The organism is Phycicoccus jejuensis (genome assembly GCF_044797865.1).
Classification (GTDB): Bacteria; Actinomycetota; Actinomycetes; order Actinomycetales; family Dermatophilaceae; genus Phycicoccus; species Phycicoccus jejuensis.
On sequence record NZ_CP085209.1, the window covers coordinates 352,761 to 370,494 of the forward strand.

A 17,734-nucleotide genomic window follows, 5' to 3' on the forward strand; every position below is an offset into this window, starting at 1 on the left:
CGGCTACCTCTGCAGCTCGAGCGTCGTCTGGCCGATGCGCAGCACGCTGCCGGCCGCGACCTCGCGCGGCTCGGTCAGGCGCGTCGCCCCGAGGTAGGTGCCGTTCGTGGAGCGCAGGTCCTCGACCATCCAGCGGCCGTCGTCGCCCTCGAAGATGCGGGCGTGCCGGCCGGACGCGTAGTCGTCGTCGAGGACGAGGGCGCACTCGGGGCTGCGGCCGACGAGCGTGCCCGAGGAGCGCAGCGGCAGCGTCGTGCCGGAGAGCGGGCCGGCGGTGACGACGAGGCGGGTCGGGCCCTTGGACGCCTTCGGCGGCTTGGGGGTGCGCTCGCGGCGCGGGGCGCGCGGGGCGGGGTTGCCCTTGGCCGGTGTCGTGCCCGCGCGCTTGCGGACGCGGGTGCCGTAGAGGTCGCCGCGCAGGACCCCGACGACCGCGAAGACGAACGCCCACAGGGCGACCAGCAGCCCGAGCCGGAGCACGGTGAGGGTCAGCTCGCTCAGCATCGCGGGGTCACCGCCGCCCGGCGCGGAAGGAGACGGAGGTGCGGCCGACGGTGACGCGGTCGCCGTCGGACAGGTGCGTGCTCGTGATGCGCTCGCCATTGACGAACGTGCCGTTGGTCGAGCCGAGGTCGCGGATCGTCGTCACGAAGTGCGGGCCGTCGGTGGTCACGCGCAGCTCGCTGTGCCGACGTGAGATGCCGGGGTCGTCGAGGATGATGTCGGCGCTGTCGTCGCGGCCGAGGATCGTCATCGCGCCCATCAGGGGGTAGCGCTCGCCGTCGACGTCGAGCCACGGACGGTCGGCCGGGTTGACGCGGCGCGGGCGGGCCGGCGGGGCCTGCTGCTGGTTCGGGCGGGTCGGGAGGTCGTCGGCCTCGGCGGCAGCGGGAGCCGGCGCGGCGGCGGCTGCTGCGGGCGTGGCGGGAGCGGCGGGCGGGGCCGGGGGGCGCTGGTGCTGGCCGGTGTGCCCCGTGGCGCGGGGGCGCGAGGCCTTGCTCGGGCGCAGCCGGAAGACCCCGGTCTCGAGGTCGTCGTGCTCCTCGAAGACGATGTCGAACGGCCCGGCGGGCTGGTAGTGCTGGCCGTCGCAGTGCTCCTCGGCGGCGGCGACGAGGTCCTCCTCGACGCTCGTGAGGTCGGGCTGGAGCCGGTCGAAGTCACCGGGGCTCAGCTCGATGACGAAGACGTTGGGGACGATCGCGCGGCCCGAGGAGGTGACGGCGCGGTCGTCCATCGCGCGGCGCATGTTGCTCGCGATCTCGACGGGGTGCACGGCCGAGCGCAGGTGCTTGGCGAAGGTGCCCTGGACGGCACGTTCGATGCCCGCCTCGAGGCGGTCGAGCAGTCCCACGGCGCACCTCCTCGTCGGTCACGGGCCGGCAGACGTCGCTCCAGCCTATCCGCCGGGGCTGGACGCGCCCTGAACGCGTGCGCCCGCGCGCGAGGCGCGTCGGGACGGTCGGCTGGCTAGCGTGGACCCATGGTGGACCGGGTGCAGACGCTGAGACCGCGCGAGGTGCCGCTCGGGGGGCCGCGCGCGATGACGGTGCGGCGCACCCTGCCGGCCAAGGAGCGCTCGTTCGTCGGGGCGTGGTGCTTCGCCGACCACTACGGGCCCGACGACGTCTCGGTCAGCGGCGGGATGGACGTCGCGCCGCACCCCCACTGCGGCCTCGCCACCGTCTCGTGGCTGTTCTCCGGCGAGGTCGAGCACCGCGACTCCCTCGGCACGGTCGCGGTCGTCCGTCCGGGCGAGGTCAACCTCATGACGGCCGGACGGGGCATCTCGCACTCGGAGGTGTCGACCGCCGGCACGCGCGTGCTGCACGGCGCACAGCTGTGGGTCGTGCTGCCGTCGGCCGCCGCGTCGGTCGAGCCGCGGTTCGAGCACCACGTGCCGGAGACGGTGCATCCCGCGCCCGGGGTCGAGGCCCGTGTGTTCGTCGGGTCGCTGTGGGGCTCGCGCTCGCCCGTGCGGGTCGAGACCGCGCTGCTCGGGGTCGAGATCGTGCTCGAGGCCGGGGCCTCGGTGGTCCTGCCGGTGCCGGACGAGTTCGAGGTCGGGGTGCTCGTCGACCGTGGGTCCGTGGACTTCGCCGGTGCACCGGTGGCCGCGACCGAGCTGGGCGTCGTGGAGGCGGCCTCGGCGGACGGCGACGGGGTCAGGGACGGGCGGTCGCTCGTGCTGACGGCGGGGGGCGAGGGCGCCCGCGTCCTCGTCCTGGCCGGTGAGCCCTTCGGCGAGGAGATCGTCATGTGGTGGAACTTCGTCGGGCGCTCGCACGACGAGGTCGTCGCCGCCCGCGAGGCGTGGGAGGCCGGCGCCGACGGGTCGGCGGGCCGCTTCGGCCGGGTCGAGGGCTACGAGGGCGACGTGCCGCGCATCCCCGCGCCCGGCCTGCCCGGCGTGCGGCTGCGCTCGCGGGGCAACCGGGGCCGGCCCGCCCGCCCCGAGACCGAGGCCGAGCCGATGTCCTGAGCAGGCCGCTCCGGGGGTCGCTTTGGTCGATCGGGCATCCATCGGGCACACTGGGACGGCTCATCCGAGCACCACGCGCAAGTGGCGGAACGGCAGACGCGCTGTCTTCAGGTGGCAGTGTCCTTACGGGCGTGGGGGTTCAAATCCCCCCTTGCGCACAGCACGAGGACGACCCCGACCAGGTTCTGGTCGGGGTCGCGCTCGTTCCGGGGGCCAGGATCCGCCGCGAACGTGTGTGAGGCCCCTGCGGCGAGACCGACTGCGGCGAGACCGACGTTCTCCACACACGTTCGTGGGATGACCGGGGCGTGGATCAGGGGTCGCCGAGGCCGGCGTCCCGGGCGACGAGCGCGGCCTGGACCCGGTTCGTCACGAGTTCACGCATGAACTGAAACCACCCCCACTGGAGGTCCCCGTGAACATCGTGCTCTGGGTCGTCGCCGTCGTGCTCGCCCTCGCGTTCCTCGCCGCCGGCGCCATGAAGCTCTCCCGCCCGAAGGCGGCGCTCGCCGAGTCGGGCCTCGGCTGGGTCGAGGACTTCTCGGCCGGCGCCGTCAAGGGCATCGGCGTCGTCGAGGTGCTCGGCGCCCTCGGCCTCGTCCTGCCCGCCGTCACCGGCATCGCGCCGGTCCTCGTGCCGCTGGCGGCGACGGGGCTCGCGCTGACGATGGTGGGTGCGGCCGTCGTCCACGCCCGTCGCGGCGAGACGCCGATGATCGCCGTCAACGTCGTGCTGCTGCTCCTCGCGGCGTTCGTCGCCTGGGGCCGGTTCGGCTCGTACGCGTTCTGAGCCCGGCGCCGGCCCGCCCGGGGTGGTCGTTCAGGCGGCCACGGGGGCGGGCGGCGCGGGCTCCATCGCCGGGTCGCGCGCCGCGGCGAGGGCCCGGTGGCGTTCGTACGCCCACCCCGGGCCGCGCAGCAAGAACGACCACCGGTCACGCCAGGTCTGCGACCCCGCGACGTCGCGGGCGATGTCGCGCCACTCGTGGGTCGCGATGACTGCCGGGTCGTAGGTGTCGATGTTCTTCGTCAGCCCGTAGACGACCGGCTCGTCCTCCTCCTCGAACGTGCCGAACAGCTTGTCCCACACGATGAGGATGCTGCCGTGGTTGCGGTCGAGGTAGCGCGAGTTGGACCCGTGGTGGACCCGGTGGTGCGAGGGCGTGTTGAGGACCTTCTCGAGCCACCCGATGGAGCGGACCGCCTCGGTGTGGATCCAGAACTGGTAGATGAGGTTGAGCGCGCGGGCGTTCTCGATGACGCTCGGCCGCACCCCGGCGAGCGCGAGCAGGCCGTAGGGGACGCTCATCGTCACGCCCTCGGCGACGGGCTGCCGCAGCGCTGTCGAGAGGTTGTAGCGCTCGCTGCTGTGGTGCACGACGTGCATCGCCCAGAGCCAGCGGCTCTCGTGGTTGAAGCGGTGGTTCCAGTAGTAGATGGCGTCCCAGCCGAGCAGCGCGACCGTGTTGGCGAGCAGGCCGGTGCCGAGGTCGCGGCCGGTGCGGGCGAAGAGCTTCTCGCCGCTCGTCAGCGCCGACCAGGTCGTCGCCACCGTCAGCGCCGTCGACGCGACCGCGGCCACGGCCATCCCGCCGGTGACGCGGCGCAGGGCGGGGACGGCGTCGGGGTCGGCACTCGGGGGGACGTCGGTCCGGCGCACCTGCCGGGCCTCCTCCGGGATGCTGCCCGCCGGCGGCAGGCCGCCCTCGGCCCGGTGCCGGCGTACGACGTCGAGGACGGTGGTGGCGGCGCTCGCGGCGACGGCGGTGCCCATCAGCCAGCGGGCGCCGCGGCCCTTCCCCGGCGTCACGGGGTCGAGGAGGCGCTTCGCGACGAACGGGGCGAGGAGGCTGCCGACGCCCATCGTCAGGCTCGCGACCGTGTCGGCGAGCTCGTAGTCGCCGGCGCGCGTCGTCCCGGCCGGGGCGGGGTGGCGCTTCTGCCACCAGTACTCGGCGGCCATCGCACCGACGAAGGCGGGGATGGCGAGGACGGTGAGGTCGGGCCGCTGCACCCGGCCACCGTACCGACCGGTAACCCGGTTGTCAGGAGGAGCGGACGAGGGCTTCACCACGCTCAGGGCGCGTCCTCGACCGCCACCCACCGGTCGGCCACGAGGACCTCGCCCGGACGGTCCGGGCCGGCGGTCGCGGTGGTGACGTCGACCGCCTCCCCCGGCGCGAGCAGCACGGGCGGTCCCTCGACCGCGTCCGGCACGCCGTCGGGGAGGGCGGAGACGCCGGGAACGAGCAGGCAGGGTGTGACGGCGGTCAGGTGGGCCCGCACCGACGGAGGGAGCGGCCGACCGGAGCCGGCGTCCGGGCGATCGCTCGTCACGGCGAGCTCCTCGGGCCGGCAGCGGGGCGCGACGTCCGGACGCACGGGCTCCTCCCCGCTCCCGGCTCCGTAGCCCCGGCGCTCCCACGGCGAGAGCGTGACCTCGGCGCCGGGGTCGACGGTCGGGACGCCGGTCCCCGCGGAGGACGCGAGCCGGACCGGGAGGGGGTCGGGCCCGGCCGGCCCGAGGACCGAGAGCCGCTGGGCGGCGGCCCCGTCGATGCCCTGGACCGGTCGCCACGTGACGAGGGCGGAGGCCGACTCCCGGGGCGCGAGGACGACCTCGCCACGCGACGGGGTGGTGCGCAGGGGCACGTCCTCGCCGTCGCGGGTGAGCACCAGCCCGGTCGGTGCGGCGAGGCGGCACGCGAGGGGGCCGGTGTTGACCACGAGGAGGGGCACGGCGTCCACGCCCGTGAGGCGCTGCGGCGGGCCGAGGGCGAGGTCGAGGTCGTCGTCGGCGCAGGGGTCCGCCTCGCCCCGGGACGTGGGTCGCAGCGACGCGCCCGGACTCCCTCGCCGTGGTGGCGAACCGGTGACGAGCTCCCCCGCGTCCGGAGGGTCGAGGTCCAGGTGGGGGGCCGGGTCGTCGCCGACGGGCTGCACGGGCTCGGGGGTGACGCCGTCGGGGCAGCCGACCGGCTCCGCGGTGAAGGCCGTGCGGGAACGGTCGACGGACAGGCGGGCGCAGACGACGTGCCACGCACCGCCGTCGTCGACGAACGGCCCGCCTCCCGCGGTGCGGTGCCACACGACGACCGGGACCGCCCCGGCGGCGGCCCGTCCGCCCTCGCGCTCGCCGTAGGTCGCGTACTCGACCTGTCCCACGCCGCTGTCCGTGCGCTCCGGGACGACGACGGAGGGCCGCGCCTCCCGGACGAGCGCCTCGACCTGCGCGCTGCTGCGGACCTCGAGCCCGGCGAGCGCATGGTCGAGCCCGTGCGTCAGGGTGTCGAGCGCGAGCCCGTCGATCGTGTGCGACACCGCTGCCGAGCACCCGGAGGTCGTCAGCAACGCGGCGACGACACCCGCGACCCACACCCCTCGCCCCCCGGTCATGACCTCATCGTGCAGGACGTCCACGGCGAGGGTGTGACGCGAGCCGGCGGACGGTGTGGAGATCTCGTGGAGACCGCGCCGTCCCCTCGGCACGGACGGCCGGTCGGGCAGACGGCCTCGGGCAAGGTGCCCGTCGGCGTCGCTCAGCGCGTGGTCCGCTCCTCGCTGACCCCCGGACCCGGCCGAGGACGTCGGGGCCGCAGGGCGGCGTGCAGGGCGACCCCCAGCAGGGCGAGGACGACGGCCAGCCCGGCGGCCCCCAGCGGCGGGGAGACCACGGTCGCGCCGGCCAGGGGGATGGCCGCGACGACGCCCACCCCGACGGTGACGAAGACGGCGCGGTGCAGCAGCCACCAGGCACCGCGCTCGCGGTCGACGAGCCGCCGGCCCGCGTCCACGAGTCCACCGAGGACGAGGGCCGCCCCGGCCATCGCGAGCAGGGTCGGCGGACCCAGGGCGGCCCAGGCCTCCTGCTGGTGCTGCCCGAGGTCCTCCCGGGTGCAGGTGCCCGCGGTGAGGCACGACGGCTCGGCGAGGAAGAAGCCCCAGTAGACGTCGGCCCGCCATCCCACGGAGAGCATCCACAGCAGACCACCGACGAGCACAAGCCACCCGACGACGGTCGTGTCGCGCGGCGGCGCCCCCTTCTCGTCCTCCCCCGGAACCATGCCCCCATCCTCACCGCCGGGTCGGTGCGTCCGTGGGTGCAACGGGCGCAGGACGTGGGGAGATCGCGTGGAGAACGATGCCACAGTCACCGACTCCCCCGTGGGGGCCGCCGACCCAACACACTGGGGGGATGACGCACCACGACGAGACCCCGACCCGCCGCGAGAAGACCGGCCGCGCCCTGCGCGCGCTGGGCAAGGTGGCTCTCGGCGCCGTGCTCGTCGGGGCCGGCACCGCGCACCTCACGAGCAAGCGCGAGGAGTTCCAGGCGCAGGTCCCAGAGTGGATGCCCTTCGACCCGGACGACGTCGTCGTGTGGTCCGGCTACGCCGAGATCGCCCTCGGGGCGGCGACGCTCCTCACGTGGCGCCAGCCGTCGCGGGCGCGGATGGGGCGGGTCGGCGCGCTGTTCTTCCTCGGGGTCTTCCCGGGCAACGTCGCGCAGTGGCTCGAGCGCAAGGACGGCTTCGGCCTCGACACCGACGAGAAGCGCCTGGCCCGGCTCGCCTTCCAGCCGGCGCTCATGGCGTGGGCGCTCTACGCCGGCGACTCCCGCCGCCAGAAGCGCCTCGCCCGGGGCTGAGCCCGCGGCCCTCACGGGCCGACCGGGCGGGGTCGGTGGGCGGAGGCAGACTGGGGGCGTGCGCGCGCGTCCGGTGATCCTCCACCTGGACCTCGACGCGTTCTTCACGGCCGTCGAGCAGCTCCACAAGCCGTCGCTGCGCGGCAAGCCGGTCGTCGTCGGCGGGGTCCGCGGTCGCGGCGTCGTGTCGACCGCGTCGTACGAGGCGCGCGTCTTCGGCATCCGCTCGGCGATGCCGACCGCCGAGGCCCGCCGCCGCTGCCCGAACGCCGCCTTCCTCAGCCCCCGCTTCGAGGCCTACCGCGACGCCTCGCACGCCGTGATGGACCTCGTCCGCGAGCTGACGCCCCTCGTCGAGCAGGTGTCCATCGACGAGGCCTACCTCGACCTCACCCCGCAGCACCCGCAGGCCGACGTCGGGCTGGTCGGCGAGCTGGTCGAGGGGCTGCGCGCCCGGATCCACGCCCGGACCGGGCTCACCGCGTCGGTGGGCGCCGGCACGAGCAAGCTCGTCGCGAAGATCCACTCCGACCTCGCCAAGCCCGACGGCCAGATCGTCGTGCCGCCCGGCGAGGAGGCCGAGCGCCTGGCCCCGATGGCGGTGCGCGCCATCCCCGGGGTCGGCCCGGCGACGGCGGCGCGGCTGACGGCGCACGGCATCGCGACGGTGGGGCGACTCGCCGCGCTCGACCTCGACGAGGTCGTCGCGCTGCTCGGCAAGGCGCACGGCACGCAGCTGCACGCGTTCGCGCGCGGCGAGGACGACCGCGAGGTCGTCACCGAGCGCGCGGCGAAGTCGGTGTCGGCCGAGTCGACGTTCGAGACCGACGTGACCGACCGGGTCCGGCTCGCGGAGCACGTGCGCCGGCTGACCGACCGGGTCGGCGAGCGGCTGCGCGCCGACGGGCTCTCGGGGCGGACCGTGGTCCTCAAGGCGCGACGCCACGACTTCAGCACACTGACCCGCTCGACGACCCTCGACCAGCCGACCGACGCCGACGCGGTGGTCCTGCGGCAGGCGCTGCGCCTGCTCGACGGCCTCGACGTCACGGACGGCCTGCGGCTGCTCGGCGTCGGCGTCTCGGGCCTCTCGCTCTACACGCAGCCGGACCTGCTCGACGGACTCCTCGACGACCGGCCGGGCCCGGTGCGCACGGGCACGGTCGAGGACGACGACGAGTTCGTCCGGCCGGACGCCGGCGGGGGCGTGCTGCCGGTCGAGGAGCCGGCGGGCCCGGGGGACGAGGCGCCGGCCGCGGACCAGCCGGCGCCGCGCTCGCCGTGGCGCCCGGGCCAGGACGTCGAGCACGTCGAGCACGGCCGGGGCTGGGTGCAGGGCAGCGGGGTCGGGCGGGTCACCGTCCGCTTCGAGGGTCCGAACACCGAGGTCGGCCGCATCCGGACCTTCGCCGAGGACGACCCCGACCTCACGCCGGCCGACCCGCCGGTCTGGCAGCCCGAGGACGCGGTCGGCGAGGCCGCGGGCTCCTGACCCAGGGCGCGCGCGATGGCGTGAGACGTGGGGCGATCACCCCAGGTCCGGCGCCAGGAACGGCACCACCGCCGGAGCCCGGACTCACGCCACCGGTCGCTCGGCGGCGCGTCAGACGATGACGTCGTCGATGGTCACCTCGACGGGCACGCCCTCCGGCGGCAGCGTGTCCGCGCCGAGCGTGTCGACGACCGCCCGCGCGACGGTCGACCGTACGTCGCAGTGACGTGCACGGCCACCGAGGTGCAGCGGTCCTCCTCGAGGCCGACGCGGATCTGGGTGGGCGTCACGCCGACGAGCGCGGACACGGCCTCGCGCAGGACACCGACGAGCACCCACTCGCGCACGACGAGGACGTCGTCGCGTGTCCGTCAAGGTCTCGACCCTGGGAGGCAAGCGATGACCTGCTCCGCGATGCGGCTCGACCGCAGCCTGACCCTCGTCGTCGGGCTGCTCCTCCTCGCCGGTGGCGTCGCCCTCGGCCTGTCGTGGCTCTCGGCGCACGTGCAGCGCGTCGGCATCCGGGCCATCTCGCTGCCGGGCAGCGGTGAGGACGGGCGCCTGCGCCTGCGCCTCGGCGCCCTCGCCGACGTCGTCGCCGCCGCCGCGGAGTCCCGGCTGGCCACCGAGTCGGCCTCCGGCTCCGTGGGCTCCGGCACCGACGCCGGGGTCGTCGAGGTCACCGTCACGGCCCGCCACGACGCCTCGCTGACCGAGCTGCGCCGCGACCTCGCGGCCGTCGACGCCGAGGTGGCCACCGCCACCGGTGGTGCCGTCCCGGTCCGCTACCGCGTCAAGGTGCACCGGCCGCCGCGCAACGCGGCCACCACCTGACCCCTCCGGGTCACCCCGAACCACCCGTCCGACCCATCCACCACCACAGAGAGGAACACCACATGGGTATCGCTGACAAGGCCAAGAACGCCGCTCAGGACCTCACCGGCAAGGCCGAGGAGGTCATCGGCGATGCGACGACCAACGAGCGTCTCGAGGCCGAGGGCAAGGCCGACCAGGCTGAGGCCAAGGCCAGGAAGGCCGGCGAGAACATCAAGGACACCCTGTCCTGATCCTTGCCGCACCACACGGGAGGGCCCGTCACCGCAGGGGGTGACGGGCCCTCTCCGCGTGCGAGGCCACGTGGTCGGCGACGAGCCCGGGCCACGCCATGATCCCGTAGGGCGTGCGGGCGACGACGAGCCGGCTGTCGTCGACGAGCTCGTGGAGGAGGGCTGCCGTGCTCAGCGGATGCCCCGGGTCGTCGCTCCACGCGAGGACCAGGGTGGGCACGTCGATGCCGGTCAGGGCCTCGGCGGGCGGCAGGTCGGTGGAGGCCGCGCCGCGCAGGACGCTCGGCAGCAGGTGCTCGGGGACGGCCGGCTCGGTGAGCGGTGCGTCGGCGAGGGCCGGCGGCGGCCCCGTCGTGGCCGCCCGGGCGACGAACGCGGCGAGGCCCTCGCGCTCGACGAGCTCGGCGCTCGCGAGGTAGGCGGACGCCTGGGCGCGCCGGGTGGTCCAGGCCGTCGGGGGCACGGCGAGGGTGAGGCTCGCGAAGCGGCCCGGGTCGCGCAGGGCGGCGTGCAGCAGCGTCGCCGCGCCCATCGACGGCCCGAGGCCGTGCACCGTCTCGCCGGGGGCGACGTGGTCCAGGAGCGCGAGGAGGTCCTCAGCGAGGTGGTGCCACGCGTAGGACGCAGGGTGCCGGTCGCCCGTCGAGCGGCCGTGTCCGCGTGCGTCGTAGCGCAGCACCCGGTGGTGGCGCAGGGCGCGGGCGAGGTCGAGGCCCATCCGCTCGTCCCGCTCGCGGCACGAGGTGAGGCCGTGCAGCTGCACGACGAGCGGGCCGTCGTCACCGACGACGTCGTGGTCGAGCGTCGCGCCGTCGAGCTCGAACGTGGGCACAGCGCCTCCAGGGCGGTCCGTCGTCGGGGATGCGCCTAGAGTACGGCGGCATGCGCCTGACCAACGTCGCGCAGATGGCCCTCCCCGACGGGCGCGTCCGCAGCCTCGGCGTGGTCGTGCCGCCCTCGCGCGGACGGGCGCTGCCGGTCTCGTTCGACCAGGGGCGGCACGTCGGCGAGGGTGACCGGCCCGGGTCGTGGATGGCGGTCGCCGTCCGGCTGCCCTCGGCCGTGGCCCCGGACGCCCTCGCGGAGGCCTGGTGCGCCGTCGTCCGGCGGCACGGCACGTTGCGGACCGTGTTCTCGCAGAGCCCGTCCGGAGAGGTCGAGCTGCACGAGGTCGACGTCTCGCCGGGGCCGTGGGTCGAGCACCCGCTGGACGGGCGGCCGGCGCGCGAGGTGCTGCGCGAGGTCCTCGACGCGACCTGCCGCTCGTACTCGGTTCCGGCGCACCGCATCTGCCTCGTGGAGCCGCCGGATGGCTCGCGCCCGTCGCTCGTCGTCGCGGCCGAGCACGCCCACGTCGACATGTGGAGCCTCGTCGTGCTGGTCCGCGACCTGCTGGCCTGCCTCGACGACGTGGTCGCCGATCGCCCCGTGGGCGCGGCGCTGCCCGAGGTGCCGGCCTTCGCCGAGCACACCGCAGCGCTCGCCGCCCGGCCCCCCGCGCCGGGTGAGGTGCGCCGCCGGTGGGCCGACGTGCTCGAGGCCGAGGGCGGGGTGATGCCCCTCTTCCCCCTCCCCCTCGGCGACGTCTCGAGCGCGCGCCCGGAGGTCGTCGAGGTGCGTGACGTGCTCGACGCCGAGGAGGTCGAGCGGCTGACCGTCCGGGCCCGGGCGGACGGGGTGCGGCTGGTCGCGATGGCGACGTCGGCCCTCACCCGCGCCTCGCGCGCCCTCGCCGGCCGCCCGCTGCGGGCGGTCTTCCCCGTCCACAGCCGCTACGAGCCGCGCTGGCACGACGCGTGCGGGTGGTTCATCACCAACGCGGTGCTCGAGTCCTTCGACCCCGAGCCGGCCGCGTGTGCCACGGCGGTGCGCGAGGCGCTCTCGCTCGGGTCCTGGCCGCTCGCCCCCATCCTCGCGCCGTGGGGCGGGATGCCGCAGGCGCCGGGGATGTTCGCCGTCTCGTGGCTCGACACCCGCCGGCTGCCGGTGGAGCTCGACCCGGCCCTGGAGCTGCAGTACGTCTCGGCGCGGATCCGCACCGACGGCGTGATGGTGTGGTTCGTCGTCAACGGGTCGGGCCTGCACCTGCGCTGCCGCTACCCGGACACGCCGGAGGCGCGCGAGCACGTCGGCCGATGGCTCGACGCCGTCGAGGAGGGGCTGCGCGCCGACGTCCGTGGGCCGGTGGCCTAGGTCGTCGTCCCCGTCGACCCCGTCGGCCGGGGCAGGGTCGTGCCGAGCAGGGTGACGCCCTCGTCGCCGCCGAGCGGCTGCAGCCCCAGGCGGCGGTAGAAGGCGATGGCCCCGGGGTTGCGGGGGTCGACGCCCAGGTGCAGCCCGGCGACCCCGTCGGCGGCGAGCTCGTCGAGCACCGCCTCGACGAGCCGGCGCCCCCATCCACCGCCCTGGAGCCGGGGCAGCAGGTCGACGTGCAGGTGGGCCGGGTGCGTCGCGAGCAGCGCGGGGTCGGTGCGCGGGCCGGCGTGGATGCGCTCGACGACCGCGGCGTCGGCCGGGGTCGTGCCGCTGCCGCGGGGGTGGCGCGCGCGCAGGGCCGGCCACCACCGGTTCTCGAGCCAGTCCTCGAAGGCGGCGGTGTCGGCGGTCGCGACGCAGTAGCCGGCGACCCCGAGCTCGTCCTCGACGACGAGCGCGAGGCATCCGGGGCCGTGGAGGTAGGGCTGCGCCCACACCTCGCCGAGCACGTCGGGGTCGGCGTGCAGGGCGGTGGCGTCGCGACCCGCGGCACCGGTGCGCAGGCAGACGCGGCGCAGGTCGGCGGCGTCGGCCGGGGTGGCGCGACGCATCCGCGGGGTGGGGGGCGGGGTCGGCGACGTCACCCGTCCACGGTAGGTCGCCCGCGCACCGACCCGCCCCACCGCCCGGGGTCGAGGGCGCACGCGGTAGCCCCGGCGACCGCTAGCGCACTCGATCCGAGAGGGAGAGGAGCGCAGGGGGAGTCGAGGGCGCAGGTGGCAGCCCCGGCGACCACTTGCGCACTCGACCGGGGAAGGGGTCGCCCAGCGGACTCTTAGGTAAGCCTCACCTTGGTGTGGTTAGGTGTACCTCACCACGGGAGGTCCGTGGGTCCGAGCGCGAGGAGCAGCGGTGATCATCTGCCAGTGCCGCGTCGTCAGCGACACCGCCGTGCACGCCGCGGTCGAGGCGGGCGCCACGACCCTCGCCGAGGTCTGCCGGACGACCGGCGCGGGCACCGACTGCGGCGGCTGCGTCTTCACGGTCAAGGCCCTCGTCTGCGAGCATGACGTGCTCACGGCCCGCACGATGGACGACCTGCAGCACCTGACCGTCGGCCGGGCCACGACCCCCGACCAGGAGGACCTCCGTGCAGCCAGTTGACCGCCGGGTCGTCGACCTCTTCAACGAGGCGCTGACCTTCGAGCTCACCGTCACGAACACCTACTTCCTCCACGCGCGGATGCTCGACAACTGGGGGTTCACCAAGCTCGGCAAGGTCTTCTACGACCTGTCCATCGACGAGATGAAGGACGCCGACGCCCTCATCAACCGGATCCTCTTCTTCGAGGGGCACCCCAACGTCCAGAAGCTCGGGGCCATCCGGGTCGGCGAGACCGCGGAGGAGATGCTGCGTCTCGCGCACGCCTCCGAGCTCGAGGCCATCGCGCAGTTCAACGCGGCGGCCAAGGAGTGCCACGCCCTCGGCGACCACGGCTCGGCCTCGATCTTCGAGGAGATGGTGCGCGACGAGGAGCGGCACGCCGACTTCTTCGAGTCGCAGCTCGAGGCGATCGAGCGGATCAGCATCCAGCAGTACCTCGCCCAGCACATGGAGGCGGGCACCGGGCCGACGCCCGAGTGACCCCACCCCGTCGCTCGACCTCTCACTGATTGCGAGTTCCGCCGGTCGACACGCGTCGGACCGGCGTGTCGAGCGGCTGAACTCGCAAGAAGTCGGGGGGTCAGGCGGGGGTGTCCATCCGGTCGGGATGGGTGAGCAGCTCGACGACGATGGACTGCAGCCGGCCGGCGTGCGCGCCGTCGACGACCCGGTGGTCGGCCGTCGCGACGAGCACGGCGACCGGCCTGACCTCGACCCGGCCCTCGACCGCCACCGGGCGCTGGCGCACCGCCCCGATGGACAGGTAGACCGGCGTGCGGGCGAACGGGGCAGGCGCGAGGTAGGCCTCGTCGAGCCCGAGCGGTCCGACGTTGGAGACGAAGCCGGTGCCGAGCGGCCGCCCGGGCTGGCCGAACGCAGGCAGACCCAGCCCCCCGACCAGCAGGCTCGCCGTGGCCATGACCGGCCGCATGACGAACCACGGGGCGATGCGCACGAGGCCGTTGGTGCGGCGGTGGTGGCGGTCCTGCCGCCCCCGGACCGCGGCCACGGCGTCGTGCACGCGGGTTGCGATCTCGACGGGGGTCAGCCGGTCCGCCTGATCGACGCGCACCGGAGCGAGGTCGACGCCCTCCTCGATGTCGACGGCGAAGGCGATCGTGCAGTCCTCGATGGGGTGCAGCCGCCCGAGCACGACGCGCGCCCGGGCTTCCGGGACGGCCCGCAGTCCCCGCGCCAGCGCGGCGCCGACGAGGTGGGTCAGGGTGACCCGCACGCCGGTGCTCGCGCGCAGGCGCGAGAGGTGCGCCAGCGCGGCGCTCACGTCGACCTCGACGCGGGCCTGGATGCGTCCCTCGACCGGCGGGCGCCACGTGGCGACGGCGATCTTGCGGCGGACCGAGCGGTGGCTCATCCGCGGATCCCGGTGAGCGCGAGCCGGACCGCGAGGCCCGGAGCGGCGGCGAGCGCGGCAAAGGGCGCTGCGCGCCGGGGCAGCCGGACGTGCGGCCGTCCGGCCTCGACGGCGTCGAGCAGCGCCTCGGCGGTAACGGAAGGGTCGAGGTCCCGCAGCACGCGCAACCGCCGGGCCCGGGCGAACGCCGCCTCGGCCGGAGCATGTCGACGGGCCCGGTCCATCATCGAGGAGTCGACCGGCCCGAGCTCGGCGACGGTGCTGCCGATGCCCGAGCCGCGCAGCTCCAGCTGCAGGCCGGCGGCCGCCCGGGTGAGACCCGCCTTGGTCGCGCCGTAGGGCCCGAGGCCGGGGAAGGTCGCGACCCCGGCGAGCGAGGAGACCCAGAGGAGGTGGCCGCGGCGGCGGGCGCGCATCCCGGGGAGGGCCAGGCGGGTCAGCTCGAGCGGGGCGCGCAGGTTGAGGGCGATCGCGGCGGCGAGGGACGAGGCGTCGAGGTCGTCGAGGCGGCCGACGAGCTCGACCGCGGCGTTGTGCACGAGGACGTCGGGCGGGCCGTGGGCCGAGTGGGCGGCGGCGAGCAGCTCGGCGGGGCCGCCGGGGGTCGCGAGGTCGACGGGCACGGGGTGGGCGCCGGTGCGCGACGCGAGGTCGCCCAGCGCGTCGCGGCTGCGCGCGGTGACGGTGACGCGGGCGCCGCGCGCGGCGAGGCCGTCGGCCAGGCGGGTGCCGATCGTCCCGGTGGCCCCGGTCAGGAGGACGTGGGCCCCGTGGAGTCGCATCTGCCCAGTCTCCGTGACGTCGAGGGGGTCACCGACGCGGCACCCGCCCGGCGGTGGTCGGTGTGCAACGTGGCCGGCCGCCGCCCGCGGGTCAGTCGCGTCGCGCCAGCGTGAGCGCGAAGTCCCCGGCGTCGTCGGTCCACGTGCGCTCGACGGTGAACCCGGCCTCGCCGAGCTCGGCGGCGATGCCCTCGCGCCGGAACTTCGTCGAGATCTCGACGCAGATCTCCTCGCCGGTGGCGAGCTCGACGACGAGGTCCGCGCCGGGCACGGTGACGACCTGCGGCTCCTCGGCGCGCAGCCGCATGTCGATGCGCTCCATCCGCGGGTCCCAGAAGGGGACGTAGCTGAAGGCGCCGGGGTCGAAGTCGGCCCCGAGCTCGCGGTTGACGACGACCAGGCAGTTGCGGATGAACCGCTCGGTGACGCCGGCCGAGTCGTCGTAGGCGGCGACGAGGCGGTCGGCGTCCTTGACGAGGTCGGTGCCGAGGAGCAGCCACTCGCCGGTGTCGAGGGAGTCGGCGAGCGCGCCGAGGAAGGCGGCCCGCTCCTCGAGGTAGAAGTTGCCGATCGTGCTGCCGAGGAAGGCGACCATCCGGCGGTCGCCGCGGGGCAGCTGGCCGAGGTGGAGGGTGAAGTCGCCGACGACGGCCTCGACGGCCATTCCGGGGTAGCGGACGCTGAGCATCGACGCGGCCTCGCGCAGCGTGCCGTCGGACACGTCGACCGGCACGAAGCGCGCGAGCGGGCCGTGCGAGCGGTCCTCGGCGCGGAAGGCGTCGAGGAGCGTGCGGGTCTTGTCGCTCGTGCCGCTGCCGAGCTCGACGAGGGTCGAGGCGTCGCACACCTGCGCGATCTCGGCCGCGTGCGCGGTGAGGATGGCCCGCTCGGCCTCGGTCGGGTAGTACTCCGGCAGCCGGGTGATCTCGTCGAAGAGGTCGGCGCCGACCGGGTCGTACAGCCACTTCGGGTGAAGCCGCCGTGGGCGGCCGCCGAGCCCGCGGCGCACGTCGTCGACGAGCGAGCCGGAGGCCCAGTCGGGGTCGAGGAGGACCTGGACCCGGGGCTCGACGACGCCGCTCACGCGTGGGCCCCCGTCGGCGCGTCGGCCGGTCGGGCCTGCGGCGCACCGCCGTCGGCCAGCCGCACGCCGGACAGGGCCCAGCGCGAGCCGTGCGGGAAGAAGTTGCGGTAGGTGAGCCGGGCGTGCGCCGGCGGGGTGAGGGCGCAGCCGCCGCGCAGGACCATCTGGTTCGACATGAACTTCCCGTTGTACTCGCCGATGGCTCCCGCCGGGGGGTGGAAGCCGGGGTAGGGGTGGTACGCGGACGAGGTCCACTCCCAGCAGTCGCCGTAGACCTGACGCAGCCGGTGCTCGCCGTCCCGCTCCGGCGCCGCGGCCGGGTGGTAGTGCCGCAGGTCGGCGAGGTTTCCGCCGGAGTGCGCGGCGTCGGCCTGGCCGTCGACGACGACGGCGTGCTCCCACTCGGCCTCGCTCGGCAGCCGCTTGCCGGCCCACGCCGCGTACGCGTCGGCCTCGTAGAAGCTGACGTGGCTGACCGGCAGGCCGGGGTTGACCGGCCAGGTGCCGTGGAGGGTGTGCTCGAGCCAGACACCGTCGTGCTCGGTCCAGTACAGGGGCGCCCGCCACCCCTCCGCCCGGACCCGGGCGAGGCCGTCGGAGAGCCAGAGCTCGGGGCGCTGGTAGCCGCCGTCGGCCATGAACTCGAGCCACTCGCCGTTGGTCACGAGGCGGTCGGCGAGCCGGTAGGGCTCGAGCCACTGCCGGTGGCGGGGCAGCTCGTTGTCGAAGGAGAAGCCGCCGCCCTCGTGGCCGATCTCGACGAGACCGCCCTCGACGTCGACCCAGCCGAGCGCGTCCGGCTCGCTGGGCGCCGGCCGGGTACCGCCGTAGACGGGCTCGAGCGGGTTGCGCGAGAGGACGTGCTTGATGTCCATGAGCAGCAGCTCCTGGTGCTGCTGCTCGTGGTGGAAGCCGAGCTCGATGGTCGGGGCGAGCTTCTCGAGGGACCCCTCGTCGAGGCGCTCGACGAGGTCGCGCATCCGCTCGTCGACGTTGCCGCGGTAGACCCCCACGTCCGCGGCGCCCGGGCGGGTGATGAACCCGCGGTCGGCGCGCGAGTACCGCGGGCCGATGCCCTCGTAGTAGCTGTTGAAGAGGAACCAGTAGCGGTCCTGGAAGGGCGCGAAGTCCTGCTCGTGCTCGCTGAGCACGAAGGTCTCGAAGAACCACGTCACGTGGGCGCGGTGCCACTTCGTGGGTGACACGTCCGGCATCGACTGGACCGTCTGGTCCTCGGGCGACAGCGGTGAGGCGAGGGTCTCGGTGTGCGAGCGGACCTCGTCGTAGCGGGTGGTCAGGGTGCTGGCGTCCCACGTCGAGGTGGACATGGCGGCGCTCCTCTCGGTCGGGCCGGTCGGGCGTGACGTCCATCCTTACCCAGCCCGCCGACACCGGACACCCCCCGTGCGCACCGGTCATCGGGGCGACGGCTGCCGTCCACCCGGA

At 75.2% G+C, this 17,734-nt stretch carries 20 protein-coding genes and 1 tRNA gene; 10 read left to right on the plus strand and 11 right to left on the minus strand.

Going from position 1 to position 17,734, the window contains the following annotated elements; all coding sequences use genetic code 11:
- Window positions 1-3: 3 nt before the first annotated feature.
- The gene (locus tag LG324_RS01550) at window positions 4-501 is read right to left on the minus strand and encodes an FHA domain-containing protein (RefSeq protein ID WP_404353172.1); all 498 of its coding nucleotides are present in this window, start codon (window positions 499-501) and stop codon (window positions 4-6) included.
- Between the two features lie 10 nt (window positions 502-511).
- On the minus strand, window positions 512-1,354 hold the full coding sequence (locus LG324_RS01555) for an FhaA domain-containing protein (RefSeq protein WP_404351205.1): 843 nt from the start codon (window positions 1,352-1,354) through the stop codon (window positions 512-514).
- 141 nt (window positions 1,355-1,495) lie between these two features.
- Here LG324_RS01555 and LG324_RS01560 point away from each other — a divergent pair, with 141 nt between their 5' ends.
- From LG324_RS01560 to LG324_RS01570, 3 genes are all read left to right on the plus strand, one after another.
- Window positions 1,496-2,482, plus strand: a complete 987-nt coding sequence (locus LG324_RS01560) for a pirin family protein (protein ID WP_404351208.1) — start codon at window positions 1,496-1,498, stop codon at window positions 2,480-2,482.
- A gap of 75 nt (window positions 2,483-2,557) precedes the next feature.
- Window positions 2,558-2,640: transfer RNA gene (locus LG324_RS01565), tRNA-Leu, on the plus strand.
- 257 nt (window positions 2,641-2,897) lie between these two features.
- Window positions 2,898-3,272, plus strand: coding sequence for a DoxX family protein (locus LG324_RS01570; RefSeq protein WP_404351211.1), 375 nt, complete (start codon window positions 2,898-2,900; stop codon window positions 3,270-3,272).
- Window positions 3,273-3,302: 30 nt separating this feature from the next.
- Here the strand turns inward: LG324_RS01570 and LG324_RS01575 are convergent, their stop codons facing one another.
- From LG324_RS01575 to LG324_RS01585, 3 genes are all read right to left on the minus strand, one after another.
- Window positions 3,303-4,496, minus strand: coding sequence for a sterol desaturase family protein (locus LG324_RS01575; RefSeq protein WP_404351213.1), 1,194 nt, complete (start codon window positions 4,494-4,496; stop codon window positions 3,303-3,305).
- Between the two features lie 62 nt (window positions 4,497-4,558).
- On the minus strand, window positions 4,559-5,878 hold the full coding sequence (locus LG324_RS01580) for a DUF4232 domain-containing protein (protein WP_404351216.1): 1,320 nt from the start codon (window positions 5,876-5,878) through the stop codon (window positions 4,559-4,561).
- Window positions 5,879-6,021: 143 nt separating this feature from the next.
- Window positions 6,022-6,546: a hypothetical protein gene (locus LG324_RS01585; RefSeq protein ID WP_404351219.1), complete on the minus strand. Its 525-nt coding sequence runs from the start codon at window positions 6,544-6,546 to the stop codon at window positions 6,022-6,024.
- A 131-nt stretch (window positions 6,547-6,677) separates the two neighbouring features.
- Here LG324_RS01585 and LG324_RS01590 point away from each other — a divergent pair, with 131 nt between their 5' ends.
- The 4 genes from LG324_RS01590 (at window position 6,678) to LG324_RS01605 (ending at window position 9,689) form a co-directional block, all read left to right on the plus strand.
- On the plus strand, window positions 6,678-7,130 hold the full coding sequence (locus LG324_RS01590; protein WP_404351222.1) for a hypothetical protein: 453 nt from the start codon (window positions 6,678-6,680) through the stop codon (window positions 7,128-7,130).
- A 58-nt stretch (window positions 7,131-7,188) separates the two neighbouring features.
- Window positions 7,189-8,622 carry a DNA polymerase IV gene (locus tag LG324_RS01595; RefSeq protein WP_404351225.1) on the plus strand — a complete coding sequence of 478 codons (1,434 nt, stop codon included), beginning with the start codon at window positions 7,189-7,191 and terminating at the stop codon, window positions 8,620-8,622.
- Window positions 8,623-9,021: 399 nt separating this feature from the next.
- The gene (locus tag LG324_RS01600; RefSeq protein ID WP_404351228.1) at window positions 9,022-9,456 is read left to right on the plus strand and encodes a hypothetical protein; all 435 of its coding nucleotides are present in this window, start codon (window positions 9,022-9,024) and stop codon (window positions 9,454-9,456) included.
- A 62-nt stretch (window positions 9,457-9,518) separates the two neighbouring features.
- Complete coding sequence (locus tag LG324_RS01605; protein ID WP_404351231.1) at window positions 9,519-9,689, plus strand: CsbD family protein; 171 nt, start codon at window positions 9,519-9,521, stop codon at window positions 9,687-9,689.
- 28 nt (window positions 9,690-9,717) lie between these two features.
- On the opposite strand, the gene LG324_RS01610 is transcribed toward LG324_RS01605, so the two are convergent.
- Window positions 9,718-10,521: an alpha/beta fold hydrolase gene (locus LG324_RS01610; protein WP_404351234.1), complete on the minus strand. Its 804-nt coding sequence runs from the start codon at window positions 10,519-10,521 to the stop codon at window positions 9,718-9,720.
- Between the two features lie 50 nt (window positions 10,522-10,571).
- Here LG324_RS01610 and LG324_RS01615 point away from each other — a divergent pair, with 50 nt between their 5' ends.
- Window positions 10,572-11,882 (plus strand): condensation domain-containing protein, encoded by a 1,311-nt coding sequence (locus LG324_RS01615; RefSeq protein WP_404351237.1) that lies wholly within the window; start codon window positions 10,572-10,574, stop codon window positions 11,880-11,882.
- On the opposite strand, the gene LG324_RS01620 is transcribed toward LG324_RS01615, so the two are convergent.
- The gene (locus LG324_RS01620; RefSeq protein ID WP_404351240.1) at window positions 11,879-12,529 is read right to left on the minus strand and encodes a GNAT family N-acetyltransferase; all 651 of its coding nucleotides are present in this window, start codon (window positions 12,527-12,529) and stop codon (window positions 11,879-11,881) included. The two genes, LG324_RS01615 and LG324_RS01620, sit on opposite strands and share 4 nt — an antisense overlap.
- Window positions 12,530-12,797: 268 nt before the next feature.
- Between LG324_RS01620 and LG324_RS01625 the strand changes: the two genes are divergently transcribed.
- Entirely contained in the window at window positions 12,798-13,049 is a 252-nt protein-coding gene (locus LG324_RS01625) for a bacterioferritin-associated ferredoxin (RefSeq protein ID WP_051750264.1), read from the plus strand.
- Window positions 13,036-13,530, plus strand: a complete 495-nt coding sequence (bfr, locus tag LG324_RS01630; protein WP_030527246.1) for a bacterioferritin — start codon at window positions 13,036-13,038, stop codon at window positions 13,528-13,530. The genes LG324_RS01625 and bfr overlap by 14 nt, the downstream gene beginning before the upstream one ends.
- A 100-nt stretch (window positions 13,531-13,630) precedes the next feature.
- On the opposite strand, the gene LG324_RS01635 is transcribed toward bfr, so the two are convergent.
- From LG324_RS01635 to egtB, 4 genes are all read right to left on the minus strand, one after another.
- Entirely contained in the window at window positions 13,631-14,422 is a 792-nt protein-coding gene (locus tag LG324_RS01635) for a 2-oxo acid dehydrogenase subunit E2 (RefSeq protein ID WP_404351244.1), read from the minus strand.
- Complete coding sequence (locus tag LG324_RS01640; protein ID WP_404351246.1) at window positions 14,419-15,204, minus strand: SDR family NAD(P)-dependent oxidoreductase; 786 nt, start codon at window positions 15,202-15,204, stop codon at window positions 14,419-14,421. Before LG324_RS01640 ends, LG324_RS01635 begins: the two co-directional genes overlap by 4 nt.
- Before the next feature lie 91 nt (window positions 15,205-15,295).
- On the minus strand, window positions 15,296-16,288 hold the full coding sequence (gene egtD, locus LG324_RS01645) for an L-histidine N(alpha)-methyltransferase (protein ID WP_404351248.1): 993 nt from the start codon (window positions 16,286-16,288) through the stop codon (window positions 15,296-15,298).
- Window positions 16,285-17,616 carry an ergothioneine biosynthesis protein EgtB gene (egtB, locus tag LG324_RS01650; RefSeq protein WP_404351250.1) on the minus strand — a complete coding sequence of 444 codons (1,332 nt, stop codon included), beginning with the start codon at window positions 17,614-17,616 and terminating at the stop codon, window positions 16,285-16,287. Before egtB ends, egtD begins: the two co-directional genes overlap by 4 nt.
- Window positions 17,617-17,734 lie beyond the last annotated feature (118 nt).